Origin of the sequence: Aldersonia sp. NBC_00410, from assembly GCF_026342035.1 — a bacterium.
Classification (GTDB): domain Bacteria; phylum Actinomycetota; class Actinomycetes; order Mycobacteriales; family Mycobacteriaceae; genus Aldersonia.
In genome coordinates this window covers 279,417-293,850 of the sequence record NZ_JAPENM010000003.1, presented here as the reverse complement: position 1 = coordinate 293,850, position 14,434 = coordinate 279,417, and the positions used below count along the sequence as shown (strand labels likewise).

Annotated in this window: 13 protein-coding genes; 7 read left to right on the top strand and 6 right to left on the bottom strand. The window is 68.0% G+C overall.

Features of this window, described 5'->3' with window-relative positions; genetic code table 11:
- The first annotated feature begins 313 nt into the window (after window positions 1–313).
- Window positions 314–1,132 (top strand): HAD family phosphatase, encoded by an 819-nt coding sequence (locus OG921_RS08280; RefSeq protein WP_266111898.1) that lies wholly within the window; start codon window positions 314–316, stop codon window positions 1,130–1,132.
- A 502-nt stretch (window positions 1,133–1,634) separates the two neighbouring features.
- Here the strand turns inward: OG921_RS08280 and OG921_RS08275 are convergent.
- Together OG921_RS08275 and OG921_RS08270 are read right to left on the bottom strand one after the other, a co-directional pair.
- A complete protein-coding gene (locus tag OG921_RS08275; RefSeq protein WP_266111897.1) occupies window positions 1,635–2,378 on the bottom strand; it encodes an oxidoreductase in 744 nt (247 codons plus the stop codon).
- A 27-nt stretch (window positions 2,379–2,405) separates the two neighbouring features.
- Window positions 2,406–2,834: a VOC family protein gene (locus tag OG921_RS08270; protein ID WP_266111896.1), complete on the bottom strand. Its 429-nt coding sequence runs from the start codon at window positions 2,832–2,834 to the stop codon at window positions 2,406–2,408.
- A gap of 168 nt (window positions 2,835–3,002) precedes the next feature.
- Here OG921_RS08270 and OG921_RS08265 point away from each other — a divergent pair, with 168 nt between their 5' ends.
- The 5 genes from OG921_RS08265 to OG921_RS08245 all read left to right on the top strand — a co-directional run bounded on the left by OG921_RS08265 (window position 3,003) and on the right by OG921_RS08245 (window position 10,426).
- On the top strand, window positions 3,003–5,471 hold the full coding sequence (locus OG921_RS08265; RefSeq protein ID WP_266111895.1) for a phosphoketolase: 2,469 nt from the start codon (window positions 3,003–3,005) through the stop codon (window positions 5,469–5,471).
- A gap of 103 nt (window positions 5,472–5,574) precedes the next feature.
- Window positions 5,575–7,512 (top strand): acetate--CoA ligase, encoded by a 1,938-nt coding sequence (gene acs, locus OG921_RS08260; RefSeq protein ID WP_266111894.1) that lies wholly within the window; start codon window positions 5,575–5,577, stop codon window positions 7,510–7,512.
- A gap of 41 nt (window positions 7,513–7,553) precedes the next feature.
- On the top strand, window positions 7,554–8,864 hold the full coding sequence (gene nhaA / locus OG921_RS08255) for a Na+/H+ antiporter NhaA (RefSeq protein WP_266111893.1): 1,311 nt from the start codon (window positions 7,554–7,556) through the stop codon (window positions 8,862–8,864).
- A complete protein-coding gene (locus OG921_RS08250) occupies window positions 8,851–9,399 on the top strand; it encodes a phage holin family protein (RefSeq protein ID WP_266111892.1) in 549 nt (182 codons plus the stop codon). The genes nhaA and OG921_RS08250 overlap by 14 nt, the downstream gene beginning before the upstream one ends.
- 70 nt (window positions 9,400–9,469) lie before the next feature.
- A complete protein-coding gene (locus OG921_RS08245) occupies window positions 9,470–10,426 on the top strand; it encodes an alpha/beta fold hydrolase (RefSeq protein ID WP_266111891.1) in 957 nt (318 codons plus the stop codon).
- 21 nt (window positions 10,427–10,447) lie between these two features.
- Here OG921_RS08245 and OG921_RS08240 read toward each other — a convergent pair whose 3' ends face one another.
- From OG921_RS08240 to nth, 4 genes are read right to left on the bottom strand one after another with little or no spacing between them, the layout of a single operon-like run.
- Window positions 10,448–11,638 (bottom strand): MarP family serine protease, encoded by a 1,191-nt coding sequence (locus OG921_RS08240; RefSeq protein ID WP_266111890.1) that lies wholly within the window; start codon window positions 11,636–11,638, stop codon window positions 10,448–10,450.
- Complete coding sequence (locus OG921_RS08235; RefSeq protein WP_266112281.1) at window positions 11,635–12,375, bottom strand: CoA pyrophosphatase; 741 nt, start codon at window positions 12,373–12,375, stop codon at window positions 11,635–11,637. Before OG921_RS08235 ends, OG921_RS08240 begins: the two co-directional genes overlap by 4 nt.
- Before the next feature lie 59 nt (window positions 12,376–12,434).
- Window positions 12,435–13,085, bottom strand: a complete 651-nt coding sequence (locus OG921_RS08230) for a TlpA disulfide reductase family protein (protein ID WP_266111889.1) — start codon at window positions 13,083–13,085, stop codon at window positions 12,435–12,437.
- A gap of 7 nt (window positions 13,086–13,092) precedes the next feature.
- Window positions 13,093–13,773, bottom strand: coding sequence for an endonuclease III (nth, locus tag OG921_RS08225; protein ID WP_266112280.1), 681 nt, complete (start codon window positions 13,771–13,773; stop codon window positions 13,093–13,095).
- Window positions 13,774–14,011: 238 nt separating this feature from the next.
- Here nth and OG921_RS08220 point away from each other — a divergent pair, with 238 nt between their 5' ends.
- The gene (locus OG921_RS08220) at window positions 14,012–14,263 is read left to right on the top strand and encodes a hypothetical protein (RefSeq protein ID WP_266111888.1); all 252 of its coding nucleotides are present in this window, start codon (window positions 14,012–14,014) and stop codon (window positions 14,261–14,263) included.
- Window positions 14,264–14,434: the final 171 nt, after the last annotated feature.

Below are 14,434 nucleotides of genomic sequence, written 5' to 3'. Positions count from 1 at the left end.
ACCGCGCTGGGTGGGCGAGATCGACGGATGTGGACAACGTCGAAGTTGTCCACAAATTCCGGCGGGCTATTGCGTTCTGCGCTCGAATCGGCTGGTACGGAGGGGAACCGACCGGAAATAGAGGACGGCCCCAGCCAGGGGGGAGGAGGCTGGGGCCGTCAGGTTCAGCCCCGGGGGGTCGGGCTGAACGTCCCTGGAACGTGTCCAGGCAGTAGCAATACTACACCTGCCGATATGGGTATTTGCAAGTTCAACCTTTCGGACGCGCGCCGGGAAATGAACGGGGTGTCGCAGCCGTGCATATCCTGGTGTGGTGACGGCGCAGCCAGCGGCAACCAGCCAACCGGGGCGCATCGCCGCGTTCTTCGATCTGGACAAGACGGTGATCGCCCGGTCGAGCACCTTCGCCTTCAGCCGGCCGTTCTTCGACCAAGGCCTGCTCAACCGGAGGGCGGTGCTGAAGAGTAGTTACGCACACTTCCTTTTCCTTCTCTCCGGCGCCGACCACGACCAGATGGAACGGATGCGCGCGCATCTCACCAGCATGTGCGGGGGCTGGAACGTCGAGCAGGTCAAGACTGTGGTTGCCGAGACATTGCACGACGTCGTCGATCCGCTCGTGTTCGCCGAGGCGGCCGACCTGATCGCCGACCACAAGATCCGCGGCCACGACGTCGTAGTGGTCTCCGCCTCGGGCCAAGAGCTGGTCGCGCCGATCGCCGAAGCACTCGGCGCGACCTATACCGCCGCGTCGCGAATGGTCGTTCGGAACGGCAAATACACCGGCGATCTCGAATTCTATTGCTATGGCGAAGGAAAAGTGGAAGCCATCACGGAACTCGCAGCGCGCGAGGGTTACGACCTGGATGGCTGCTTCGCCTACTCGGATTCGGTCACCGATGTGCCGATGCTCTCGGCGGTGGGACACCCGACGGCGGTCAACCCGGACCGGGCATTGCGGCGCGAGGCCGCCGAGCGCGGCTGGCCGGTGCTCACGTTCTCGAATCCGGTGTCGTTGCGCGCCCGCCTGCCAACGCCATCGTCCACGACGCTGGCCGCGACCGGGGTGGCCGCAATCGGCGCAATGCTGGCCGGCGCAGTCACCTACAGTTTGCTGCGTCGTCGCCGCTAGCGGCGTGGCCTGCCCGCCCCGCGGGCCGTACGCACCCAGGAGGGCGCAGCGGGACGTCGTGTCGGGTATTGGATTTGCACGAATATTGCGCGCCTGCAACATCTTTCACCTTCGATCAGGCATTTTAAGGGTCGGATTCCGCCAAACTCTTGAAGTGCGCGAGGTCGCGGGGTACAAAGGAGTTACGGATTTCCAGGAGGCCAAGGCCGAAGCGGAAGAGAAGTTTCGACCTCCCGATCGGACAATCCCAGCACGGATGTTGAGCACCCACGCGGAGCAGACCACTCCAAGGGCAAAAGTGTTGTGGGCCTGCGAGATTCGGGTTCTTCGTTGGCAAGAACCCCGCACCGGTTGCGGGGATGACCCTTCGATATCCGGACTACGCCGAGGCCGAAAACCACAACCCACCTATAGCACGCCTGGTAACCCAACAATCCGTGTTTGCGGGCGGCGAGGTCGATACCCATCGGCAGCGCCGCCCACATTTTTGTCTGTAGCCGAGCTATCCCTGCGCGGCGTCCGCGATCGACGTCGCCTCACGCGCACCGGCCTCGAGGCCCGCACAGCACAGCGTGAGCCATGCACCGACAGCGTCCGGCGCACCGGTCGCGAACCCCTGCGCCGCGGCCAGGTAATCGTCGCGGCGACGCAGCCAGGAGACCTCCGGGACACCAAGGTTGTGTGGATCGAGCCCGCTTGCCACCGCCACCAACCGCGACGCCGCCCTCGCGACAATGCCGTCCGCGGTGCCGAACGGCGCAAGCGCCAGCAGCTCGCCGTGCACCACCGCGGCCACGACGGGCGCAGGTGCCCTCGACTGCACAACCACCTGGCCGAGCAGATTCAGACGCTCGCCGACATCGGGGGCGGTCCGCGGCCGACCGAGTTCGTCGGCGCCGGCGATATCGGTGGCCGCGAGCAGATGCAGCCGCGCCAACGTCTGCAGCGGTGCGCGCTCCCACGTTCGCACCGTGTTCCCCAACGCGGCGCCGTCCATGGCCTGCCCGACCCGCAGCGATCCCGCGAGGACCGGCTCGATCACCCTGCCGTCCTCGGGGAGCGTGATGTCGGCGCCCTCGATCGCCGCCGACGCCCGCGCCGCCCGCACCGCGGCCTCTGCGGCGGTCGTCGGCCAGCCCCGGCGGTTGGCGCGGTGCCGGTGCACCTCGGCGAGAGCATCGCGCGCGCTTTCCGCCGCAGCGCGGACACCGGGTAGGTCCACGAGCGCGAGCAACGGATCGGTCACGGTGCTCGAGGGTACCGCCCGGCGGGATCAGGGCTCGAAGATGACCCGCCCGGTTTCGTCGACCCGTAGGCCCGGGTTGTGGACGACCTCCCAGCGGTAGCCGTCGGGGTCGGAAAAGTATCCCGAGTAGCCGCCCCACTCGCGCCACGCCCCGGACGCGGTATTGGGGCTGCCCGCTGCGCGGGCCTGGCGCAGCACGATGTCGACGGTCTCGGCGTCGGCGACATTGTGGCCCAACGTGATCGACGGCGCCGCGGCGGCGCCCTGCGTATCGACGACGGGCCCCGCCTCGGCGGCCATGTGCTCGGCGTTCCACAGCGCGAGCAGCACACCGTGCCCGACCTGAATGAACACGACGTCGTCGGGCACGACCAGGGTCGGCTGCCAGCCCAGCCCGTCGACGTAGAACGCCCGCGCTCGCTCGACATTCGCGACCCCGAGCGTGATGACACTCAACGACTGCTCCATGCGACCAGCCAACCATCACAGCCACCGCGTCTGCCATCGATCGTTGCCCGGATTCGCGCAGGGTTCGCATCGACAGCGGCGAAACTTCGGTCTCGTCGCGCATTCTGCGGTTGGATAGCAGTGGCAATCCATCCCTGCCCTATAGGAGCGTGTGATGTGACGACGACTTCCGCGAGCACCTGGCGAACGGCCACGGTGAGCCCTCTGACCGACACTGCAGTGGCGCAACTGAACGGCTGGTGGCGCGCCGCGAACTACCTGTCGGTGGGACAGATCTACCTGTTGAACAACGCGCTGCTGCGCACCCCGCTGACTCGCGACGACGTGAAACCTCGATTGCTCGGGCACTGGGGCACCACGCCCGGCCTGAACTTCATCTATGCGCATCTCAACCGTGCCATCAAGGAACGGGAGCAGTCGACGATCTATGTGACCGGTCCCGGCCACGGTGGGCCGGGCCTGGTCGCGAACGCCTACCTCGACGGCACCTACTCGGAGTACTACTCGGACATCACTCCCGACGCCGAGGGCATCCAGCGGCTGTTCCGGCAGTTCTCCTTCCCGGGCGGGATACCCTCGCACGTCGCGCCGGAGACGCCGGGTTCGATCCACGAGGGCGGCGAGCTCGGCTACGCCCTCTCGCATGCCTACGGAGCGGCGTTCGACAATCCCGACCTGCTGGTCGCGACGGTGATCGGCGACGGCGAGGCAGAGACGGGCGCCCTGGCCACCAGCTGGCACTCGAACAAGTTCGTCAATCCCATCCACGACGGCGTCGTGCTGCCGATCCTGCACCTGAACGGATACAAGATCGCCAATCCCACGGTGCTGGCACGCATTCCGAATGACGAGCTGGCCAGCCTGATGGTCGGCTACGGCCACAAGCCGCACTTCTTCGTGGTCGAGGAGGGCGACGATCCGGCCGACTGCCATCGCCGGTTTGCCGAGCTCCTCGACGAGGTGCTGAACGAGATCGCCGACATCAAGGCCCGCGCCGCCGACGGTGACGATTCCCGGCCGCAGTGGCCGATGATCGTGTTCCGCACGCCGAAGGGCTGGACCGGTCCCGCCCAGATCGACGGAAAGAAGACCACCGGGTCGTGGCGCGCGCACCAGGTGCCGCTTGCGAACGCGCGGGACACCCCCGAGCATCTGCAGGTCCTCGCCGATTGGCTCGCCTCCTACAACGTCGAGGAACTGTTCGACGAGGACGGCAGGCTGCACGCCGATATCGCCTCGCTCGCCCCGGCGGGTGAGCTGCGGATGAGCGACAACCCGCACGGCAACGGTGGACTGCTGCTCAAGGATCTGCGGTTGCCCGACTTCCGCAAATACGGCGTCGATGTGCCGACCCCGGGCGCGCCGCTGACCGAGGCGCCGCGCCGGCTCGGCGAGTGGCTCACCGATGTAATTCGATTGAATCCGAACAACTTCCGCATTTTCGGCCCGGACGAGACGGCGTCCAATCGGCTACAGGCCGTCTTCGATATCACCGACAAGCAGTGGAACGCCGACTTCATCGGCCCGGAGGTGGACGAGCATCTCGCCCGCGCGGGCCGGGTGATGGAGATGCTGTCCGAACACCAGTGCCAGGGCTGGCTCGAGGGCTACCTGCTCACCGGCAGGCACGGGCTGTTCAACTGCTACGAGGCGTTCATCCACATCATCGACTCGATGTTCAACCAGCACGCCAAGTGGCTGAAGGTGACCAACCACATCCCGTGGCGTAGGCCGGTGGCGAGCCTGAACTACCTTCTGTCCAGCCATGTTTGGCGCCAGGATCACAACGGATTCAGCCACCAGGATCCCGGTTTCATCGACCACGTGGTGAACAAGCGGGCCGAGGTGGTACGGGTGTACCTGCCGCCGGACACCAACACACTGCTGTCCACCTACGATCACTGCCTGCGTTCACGCCAGTACGTGAACGTGGTGGTCGCCGGCAAGCAGCCTGCGCCGAACTTCCTCACCATGGAGCAGGCGATCGCGCATTGCACCCGCGGACTGGGCATCTGGGAATGGGCGGGCACCGAGAAGCTCGGCGAGGATCCGGACGTGGTGATCGCCGCGGCCGGTGACGTGCCGACACTCGAAGGTCTGGCGGCCGTGGATCTGCTCAAACAGCACCTGCCCGACCTGAAGATCCGCTTCGTCAACGTCGTGGATCTGATGCGCCTGCAGGACGCCACCGAGCATCCGCACGGGCTGTCCGACCGCGATTTCGACGCGGTCTTCACCGCCGACAAACCGGTGATCTTCGCCTACCACGGATACCCGTGGCTGATCCACCGGCTCACCTATCGCCGCAACGGGCACAACAACATTCACGTCCGCGGGTACAAGGAGGTAGGCACCACCACCACGCCGTTCGACATGGTGATGCTCAACGACCTCGACCGCTTCCACCTCGTGATCGACGTGATCGACCGGGTGCCGTTCCTGCAGTCGAAGGCGGCCACACTGCGTCAGCAGATGGTCGACAAGCGGCTCGCTGCCCGCGAGTACACCAGGGCGCACGGCGACGATTTGCCCGAGGTGCGCGACTGGGTGTGGCCGGCGGCGCGGGAGGTCCTCGGCGCGGACGAGATCGGCGCGACGGCAGCGACCGGCGGCGACAACGAGTAGCGCCACCTGTAGGAAGGACAACACGGCGCGGCGCCGGTGGGGACCCGATCACTCCACCGCCGGCGCCGCGATGCGGCATCTTCGACGCGGAAGGCAGTAGCGAATGACCTCCACCCCGACCGACGAGAGCGAACGACGCGCCACGTTTCCGCCCAGCGCGGAGTTCGCCGCGGCGGCGAACACGGACGCAGGGATCTATGCGGCCGCGGCGGCGGATCGCCTGGAGTTCTGGGCCGAGCAGGCGCGACGGCTGCACTGGCACAAGCCGTTCACCGAGGTGCTGGACTGGAGCAAGGCTCCGGTCGCGAAGTGGTTCGGCGACGGCGAGCTCAATGTCGCCTACAACTGCGTGGACCGGCACGTCGAGGCAGGCAACGGCGACCGGGTGGCGATTCACTGGGAGGGTGAGCCCGGCGACGACCGCACCCTGACCTACGCCGATCTGCTCGCCGAGGTCTCCCGCGCGGCGAACGCGTTCACCGACCTCGGTCTGGTCTCGGGCGACCGGGTGGCGATCTACATGCCGATGGTGCCCGAGGCCATCGTGTCGATGCTGGCGTGCGCGCGACTCGGCCTCACGCACAGCGTCGTGTTCGCTGGTTTCTCCGCCACCGCACTGCGTTCCCGCGTCGACGACGCCGAGGCAAAGCTGGTCATCACCACCGACGGGCAGTACCGCCGCGGCGCGCCCGCGCCGCTCAAGCCGGCCGTCGACGAGGCACTCGACGGGGCGGAATCGGTCGAAAACGTGCTCGTCGTCCGGCGTTGCGGGATCGACATCGACTGGACCGACGGGCGCGACCTGTGGTGGCACGACGTCGTCGACGCCGCGTCGCCGGAGCACACCGCGCAGCCGTTCGAGGCCGAGCACCCGCTTTACATCCTCTATACCTCCGGCACCACCGGTAAGCCGAAGGGCATCGTGCACACCAGCGGCGGCTACCTCACCCAGGCCGCGTACACCCATCACTACGTGTTCGACCACAAGCCCGGCAAAGACGTCTACTGGTGCACCGCCGACATCGGCTGGGTCACCGGGCACACCTACATCGTCTACGGACCGCTGGCCAACGGCGTCACGCAGGTCGTCTACGAGGGCACGCCCAATTCGCCCGACGAGCACCGGCATTGGAACATCGTCGAGAAATACAAGGTCAGCATCTACTACACCGCGCCGACGCTGGTCCGCACGTTCATGAAGTGGGGTCGCGAAATCCCCGACGCACATGACCTTTCCAGCCTGCGTCTGCTAGGCAGCGTCGGCGAGCCGATCAACCCGGAGGCCTGGCGCTGGTACCACGACGTCATCGGCGGCGGCCGCGCGCCGATCGTGGACACCTGGTGGCAGACCGAGACCGGCGCCATCATGATCGCGCCGCTGCCCGGTGTCACGGCGGCCAAGCCGGGTGCCGCGATGACGCCGCTGCCCGGTATCTCGGCCGCGATCGTCGACGACGAGGCCAAACCGCTGAGCCCCGGTGACACCGGATATCTGGTGCTCGACGAGCCGTGGCCGTCGATGCTGCGCGGGGTGTGGCGCAACCCGGAGCGGTACCGCGAGACGTACTGGTCGCGGTACGCCGACAAGGGCTGGTACTTCGCCGGCGACGGCGCACGCTACGACGAGGACGGCGACACCTGGATCCTCGGCCGGGTGGACGACGTCATGAACATCTCGGGCCACCGAATCTCCACGGCCGAGGTCGAATCCGCGCTCGTCGGCCATTCCGGCGTCGCCGAGGCGGCTGTGGTCGGCGCCAGCGACGAGACAACCGGTCAGGGCATCGTCGCGTTCGTGATCCTCGAGTCGAGTGCCAAGGGCGACAAGAACCAGATCATCGACGAACTGAAGAAGGCAGTGTCACGGGAGATTTCGCCGATCGCCAAACCACGCGAGATCAAGATCGTGCCCGAGCTGCCGAAGACGCGGTCCGGCAAGATCATGCGCCGCCTGCTGAAGGATATCGCCGAGGGTCGCGAACTCGGTGACACCTCCACGCTGGTGGATCCGAAGGTCTTCGACGCCATCAAGAACGGCTGAGGGTTGGCTGCCCGCCGCGCCGTAGCGGCGAAACCATTTCCGTGACGCAACCGCTCCGCTCGGAATTCGCGCGCTACCTGCGCACCGAAACCGTCGGCGGCACGATCCTGCTCGCCGCGGCGGCAATCGCGTTGGTGTGGGCCAACTCGCCCTGGTCGGACGTCTACGAGTCGCTGCAGAACTGGCAGATAGGTCCCGAAAGTCTGCACCTGCACCTGTCGCTCAACGACTGGGCGCAGGACGGGCTGCTCGCGGTGTTTTTCTTCGTCGCGGGACTGGAACTCAAACGTGAGCTCGTTGTCGGTGAACTCGCCGACCGCCACCGAGCGACGCTGCCGGTCATTGCGGCGGTCGGCGGCGTTGTGGTGCCGGCGCTCATTGCCGCGGCCATCGGGTGGGGCACGCCCGGCATGGATCGCGGGTGGGCGATCCCGGTAGCGACCGACATCGCCTTCGCACTCGGGGTGCTGGCACTGACCGGATCGCGGATTCCGTCGAGCGCCCGGGTGTTCCTGCTCAGCCTCGCGGTCGTGGACGACCTGCTGGCAATCCTCCTCATCGCGGTGCTCTTCACGGCCTCGATCTCGCTGTGGTGGCTACTCGCGGCCCTCGGCGCGGTAGCCGGGTACTGGTTCGCCCAACATGCCCGCCTGACCACGCCCTTCCTTTATGTTCCGCTGGCATTGTTCGCCTGGATGGCCCTGCACAACTCCGGCATTCACGCGACGCTCGCCGGGGTGGCGCTCGCGCTCGCCACCCGGGTGCGCCGCGATCCCGACGAGGACGAGGCCCCCGCCAGCCGCCTCGAACATCGGTTGCAGCCGCTGTCGGCGGGCTTCTGCGTGCCGGTGTTCGCGTTCTTCGCCGCCGGGGTGGCGGTCGGCGCCGGGCTGCTGTCCGATCTCGGCACGAACCCGATCGCGCTCGCTGTGATCGCGGGGCTGCTGATCGGCAAACCGGTGGGAATCTTCGGCGTCAGCTGGCTGGCGATCCGGCTACGGGTGGCAACCCGGCCGGCGAACCTGGGCTACCGCGACATGTTCGCCCTGTCGGTGCTCGGCGGAATCGGGTTCACCGTTAGCCTTCTGATAGCGGAACTTGCGTTGGAGAACGAGCCGGGATTGGCGGTCGAAACGGCGAAGGCGGCGGTACTGTCGGCTTCGCTGGTCGCATCCCTGGTCGGCTCGGCGCTGCTCTTCCGCCGCGGTCGGGTACACCAGGCCCGGCAGACGATGCGACCGCCCGCCGGGCACGGTGCAGCGGACGCGCCGCGACATGTCGGTAGCTCAGGCAACCGGGCCGAAAGTAACGACGACGATGAACCGGAAGGGTCGAGCAGTGACACACCGTAGTAACGGCAACGAAGGCGGTCGGCGCGCAACAGGCGAGCCCGGTGCGCCCTCGACGGTCGCATCGATTCCGCTCTCGGATGTCGACGTGCAGATGCCGGGGACGGCGAGCCTCGGGCACCTCGTTCGCGACGCCACGACGCAGATGTCCACGCTGTTCCGCGCCGAGGTCGAACTCGCCAAGGCGGAGGTCACCGGCGAGGTCAAGAAGGGCCTGCAGGGCAGCCTCCTGTTCATCCTCGCGCTCACCGTGCTGCTGTTCAGCGCCTTCTTTTTCTTCTTCTTCCTCGCCGAACTACTCGCCGAGTGGCTGCCGCGCTGGGCCGCATTCCTGATCGTGTTCGCGCTGATGGTCGTGATCGCAGCGTTGTTCGCACTGTTCGGATACCTGCGGGTACGCAAGTTGCGGGCGCCGGAGAAGACCATCGACTCGCTCAAGCAGGCCAGGACCGTACTGCCGGGCGAGCACGATGCGGTCGGTGCGGGCGATCACGGACCCGGCACGGCGCGGCACGCGAGCGACGCGATCCGCAACTAAAGTCCCACGCAATGCTGCCGCTCTCGACGTCTCGATCCCGGCGTGCCCGGCCGAGCCGTCGCACGCGGCCATGACCGCGCCGGATCCATCCACGGTCCGCCTCGACGGACCGTGGACGCATCGTGACATCCACGCCAACGGGATTCGCTTCCACGTCGTCGAGGCGGGTGCATCCGCGCCGGATGTTCCACTCGTGCTGTTGCTGCACGGCTTCGCCGATTTCTGGTGGTCGTGGCGGCATCAGCTGGCCGGTCTGGCGGGTGCCGGCTACCGGGCGGTCGCGGTGGACCTGCGCGGCTACGGCGATTCGGACAAGCCGCCGCGCGGCTACGACGGATGGACGCTGGCGGGCGACGTCGCCGGCCTGATTCGGGCACTCGGCCACCAGGACGCGACGCTGGTCGGGCACGCCGACGGCGGACTGGTGTGCTGGGCGACCGCGGTGCTGCATCCGCGCCTGGTCCGGTCCATCGCACTGGTCGCCTCCCCGCATCCGATCGCACTGAAACGCTCGGTGCTGCGCGACCGCCCGCAACGCACTGCGTGGCTACCGACCTTCCTGGGCTACCAGCTGCCATTGCTTCCGGAGCGGAAACTGACCAGTGCCAACGGATTCGCGGTCGAGCAGATGCTGCGCCTGTACAGCGGACCCGCGTGGCCGGCCACCACGGAGTTCGCCCAGACCGCCCGGCACATGCGTTCGGCCATTCGAATTCCCGGCGCCGCGCATTGCGCGCTGGAATACCAGCGCTGGGCCTTCCGCAGCCAGTGGCGCCCGGACGGGCGCCGATTCATGACGGCGATGGACGAGCCGATCCGCATCCCGGTGTTGCAGATTCACGGTGACCTCGACCCGTTCGTGCTGGTCCGCACGTTCCGCCGCTGCACGACCTGGGCACCGCGCCGCGAGCTGGTCAGCATCGGGGGCGCCGGGCACTACGTGCACCAGGAGAAACCCGACCAGGTGTCGGCCGAACTGGTGCGCTTCACCGCGCCCCCGGCTACGCGCGGCTCGACGACGGACTGACCGGCCCGCACCGATCGCCGGTCAGGCGATGCAGTCGCCGGTCTCGACCGACGCGGTCTGGGTCGCCGCGGACGCGATCTGACCCGCGACTTCGTTCATCGTCAGCACGAAGCCGGTGTCGCTGTTGTCCACCGCGGCGCCGAACACCACGCCGAGCGCGCGGCCGTCGACGTCTACGAGTGGGCCGCCCGAGTTGCCCTGCCGAATCGACCCGCGCACCGTGTACACCTCGCGCTCGACAGTGCCGTCCCGGTAGATGTTGGGGCCGCTCAGCTCCAACGTCTCGCGCACCCGTGCGGCGGTCGCGGTGTAGGGCCCGCCACCTGGGTAGCCGAGCACGATCGCGTCCTGGCCCGGTTCGGCCGGCGCGGGCGCGATCGGAATCGGGGGCGCGTCCAGGCCCGGGACGGACAGGATCGCCACGTCGACCGACGGATCGAATAGGACCACCCGCGCAGGTAGCGTGCCCTGGGTGGTGTCCACGGACACACCAGCGGTACCTGCCACGACGTGCGCGTTGGTGATCACCCGTTCCGGCGCGATCACGAATCCGGACCCCTCGAGCGCACGCTGGCAACTGGGGGCGACACCTCGGATCCGCAGCACGCTGTCGTTCAGGGCCTGTGCCGTAGGACTCTGCAGCACGCTCGGGTCCGGCGGGCCCACCGAGGCGACCGGAGTGTGCCCGAACGGCCCGATCACATCGGGCAGTCCGGAAGTATCGAGTAGTGCGGAGAACTCCTTCGGCAGCTCGCGCATCCACTCCGGCGCCAGGTCGTCGACGGTGGCGAGCACCTTCGATCCACGCACCGACGAGGCGACGAGCGGCTGCGACGACGTGGTCAGCGGGATCGCAAGCAGCCATGCCGCGACGAGCACCGCGACGGCCTGCAGCAGCGCGCCGATCGTGCTGTCCATCGATCGCGCCGCCGGATTGCGGATACCGCTGCGCAGCGCTCGACCGAGCACCATGCCCGCGATTTCACCGACGACGACGAGCGCGACGATCAGCAGGACGCCCGCCAGCACTCGGGCGCGGCCACCTTCCATGTGCACGAGCACATGCGGGGCGATGAGAATCCCGGCCACCGCACCGAGCAACACCCCGAAGAATGCGATCGCGGACGCGACCGCGCCTTGCCGCCACCCCGACATCGCAGCCAGCACCGCGAGCGCGACCACGAGAAGATCGAGCCAACCGGATCCGGTCACCGGTCACCGTCCCGCAGCGACGGCGAGTCGGGCACCGGCCCACGCGGTATGGGTGAATCCATGCCAACGGCGCGCAGCGTCGAGTCGAGGTCGCGCACGTCGGCGGCATCCCAGTCCAACTCCCAGCCCGACACCGCGAGCAGTCCGGCGAGGATGCCTGCGGTGAAGCCCCACACCACCAGGTCGTCGACGAGAAACGCCGGGCCCTGGTAGCCGAGCGGATGACGCACCTGGCAGCGGTTGGCCGGTTCGATCAACTTGTGCACCGGCATTCGGACGACGCGCTCGGCCTCGCCCGGGTCGACGACGCGCACCGGGCTCGGGTCGTGCCAGTAGGCCAGGACGCTGCGCACCGAGAACCCGGACACCGGGATGAAGATGCCCGGCCACACCGAAAGTGGCGTCACACCCGCCGGGTCGAGGCCGGTCTCCTCCTGCGCCTCGCGCAGCGCTGTCGCGATCGGTCCGTCGTCGTCCGGGTCGCTGCCGCCGCCCGGAAACGCCACCTGGCCACTGTGCTGGCGCAACGTGGACGCCCGCTGTGTGAGCAGCAGGTCGGCGTCGGCGGGCAACCCACCGGCCGAGCCGGGGTCGGCGGCCCAGCTGCCACCGAACAGCACGAGCACCGCCGCATCGCGTACCCGGGCCTGCGCCGCCGGGATACGGGTCAGCACCGGGTTGATACCGGATCCGTCGGACGGTTGCTCGGTGGCGACCCGGCGCAACCAGGTCGGCATCGATTCCGTTGGAGTCACCAATTCGCCGTCGGGGGCCCGCCCCGACGGTTGCGGCCGGCTCATGCGGCGACGCCGAGGGACTGCTCGACGGTCTCGGCGATCTCGTCGACACTGCGGAACGGGCGTGCAACCACATCGGCGATCGTGCCATCGGCGCGTACGAGCACGCTCACCGGCAGGACGTTCGGCGCGCCGACGGCGGCCCGAACCCGTCCCGAACCGTCCTCGACGCCGGGCAGGTGAACATCCAGATCGGCCAGCCGGGCCAGCGCTTTCGCCTCGTCCGGGTCGCTGTGCACCGTGAGCACGGTGACCGCGCCGCCTGCGCGCGCCGCGTAGTCCTGCAGGTGCGGCAACTCCGCCGCGCACGGCGCACACCAATAGGCCCACAAGTTCAGCAGTGCCGGCTTGCCCGCCAGCACCGCAGCGAGGTCCGCCGGCTGCCCGTCCGCGAGACAACCGAGGGTGATGCCTGCGAGTGCTGCCCCCTCCGGTGCAGCCACGATCGGCCGCGGGCACGGGTCCAGATCCGCCCGCGCCCGGTCCGCTGCGTCGGGCGCGGGACCCGACGCCACACCGGACATCGCAGTTCGGCTCGTCTGCATAGCGTTTCCGGTCGTGTCGTCGGTGTCGCCGCGCGGCCACAGGGCCACGACCAGCGCGACAACCGCCACCAGCGCGGCCAGGGTCCACCGGCCGGTATTCGACATTCTCGGATCACCCGCCGACCAGTTCGAGCAGGTGATCCACCTCGGGGCCCTTGAGCAGCTTGGCCGCGACCTCCGGATCGGTCGGGCCGAGTCCGTAGGACGGGCAGTCCTTGGCCAGCGCGCACACCCCGCACGCGGGTTTGCGGGAATGGCACACGCGCCGGCCGTGGAAGATCACCCGGTGCGAGAGCAGCGTCCACTCCTTGCGCTCGATCAGCTCACCGATGGCGTGCTCGACCTTGACCGGGTCCTCCTCCGCGGTCCAGCGCCACCTGCGCACCAATCGGCCGAAATGCGTATCGACGGTGATGCCCGGGATATCGAAGGCGTTGCCGAGGATCACGTTGGCCGTCTTGCGGCCAACCCCGGGCAGCGTGACCAGATCCTGCATCCGGTTCGGCACCTCGCCGTCGTAACGCTCGAGCAGCGCTTGGCCGAGTCCGATCAGCGAATTCGTTTTGTTGCGGTAGAAGCCGGTCGGGCGGATGTATTCCTCGAGTTCGGTGCGGTCCGCCTCGGCATAGTCGCGGGCGCTGCGGTACTTCGCGAACAGCGCGGGCGTGGTCTGGTTCACCCGCACGTCGGTGCATTGTGCGGACAGAATCGTGGCGACCGCCAGCTCCAGCGGCGTGGTGAAATCGAGCTCGCAGTAGACGTGCGGGAAGGCCTCGGCGAGCCGCCGATTCATCCGCCGGGCGCGCCGGACGAGGGCGAGCCGCGACTCCTCGCCGGGCTCGGAAGCTGTGACCGTTTCCCCGGCCGGTGATCGACTCGCGCGCACCGCACAACTCTACGTTCACCTCCCGAGAGCGGAGCCTGCGGAGCGCCAGAAGGCCCGAGAGCGGAGCCTGCGGAGCGACAAGAAGGTGCGGGAGCACCCGGGGCACGTGTTCCTTCTGAGACATTCCCCGTGTTTACTACCCGGTATGCAAGGACTGGCGGTCGTGCTGTTTCCGGTACTGCTGATGTTGTTCGCGCTGGCCATGGAGCGGGTCGAGGTCCGGCTCAGCCGGCTGAGTGTGCGCGAGGAAGACGTCGACGAATTTCTGGAATCGGCGAGCAATGCCGAGGTCACGACACTTGCGAAGACCGGTTTGCCGGACGCGCTGGCGCGGTTTCACCGGCGCAAGGCGGGCCCGGGGACGGCGGCGGAGACACCGCGGCGGCGCGCGGGCTGACCTGCGCCGAGGGGCTGAGAACGCGGCACGAAACGCGATGCGTGGCATCTGTCACTACTCACCGGTCAGTGCGAAGTAGACTCCACTGGAACGACAGCGTCGGTTGACCGGTTGTGCGTGCAAGAAGGTGCCGTGCACCACACGCGCAGCCGTCGCACCTCAACCCCCCTG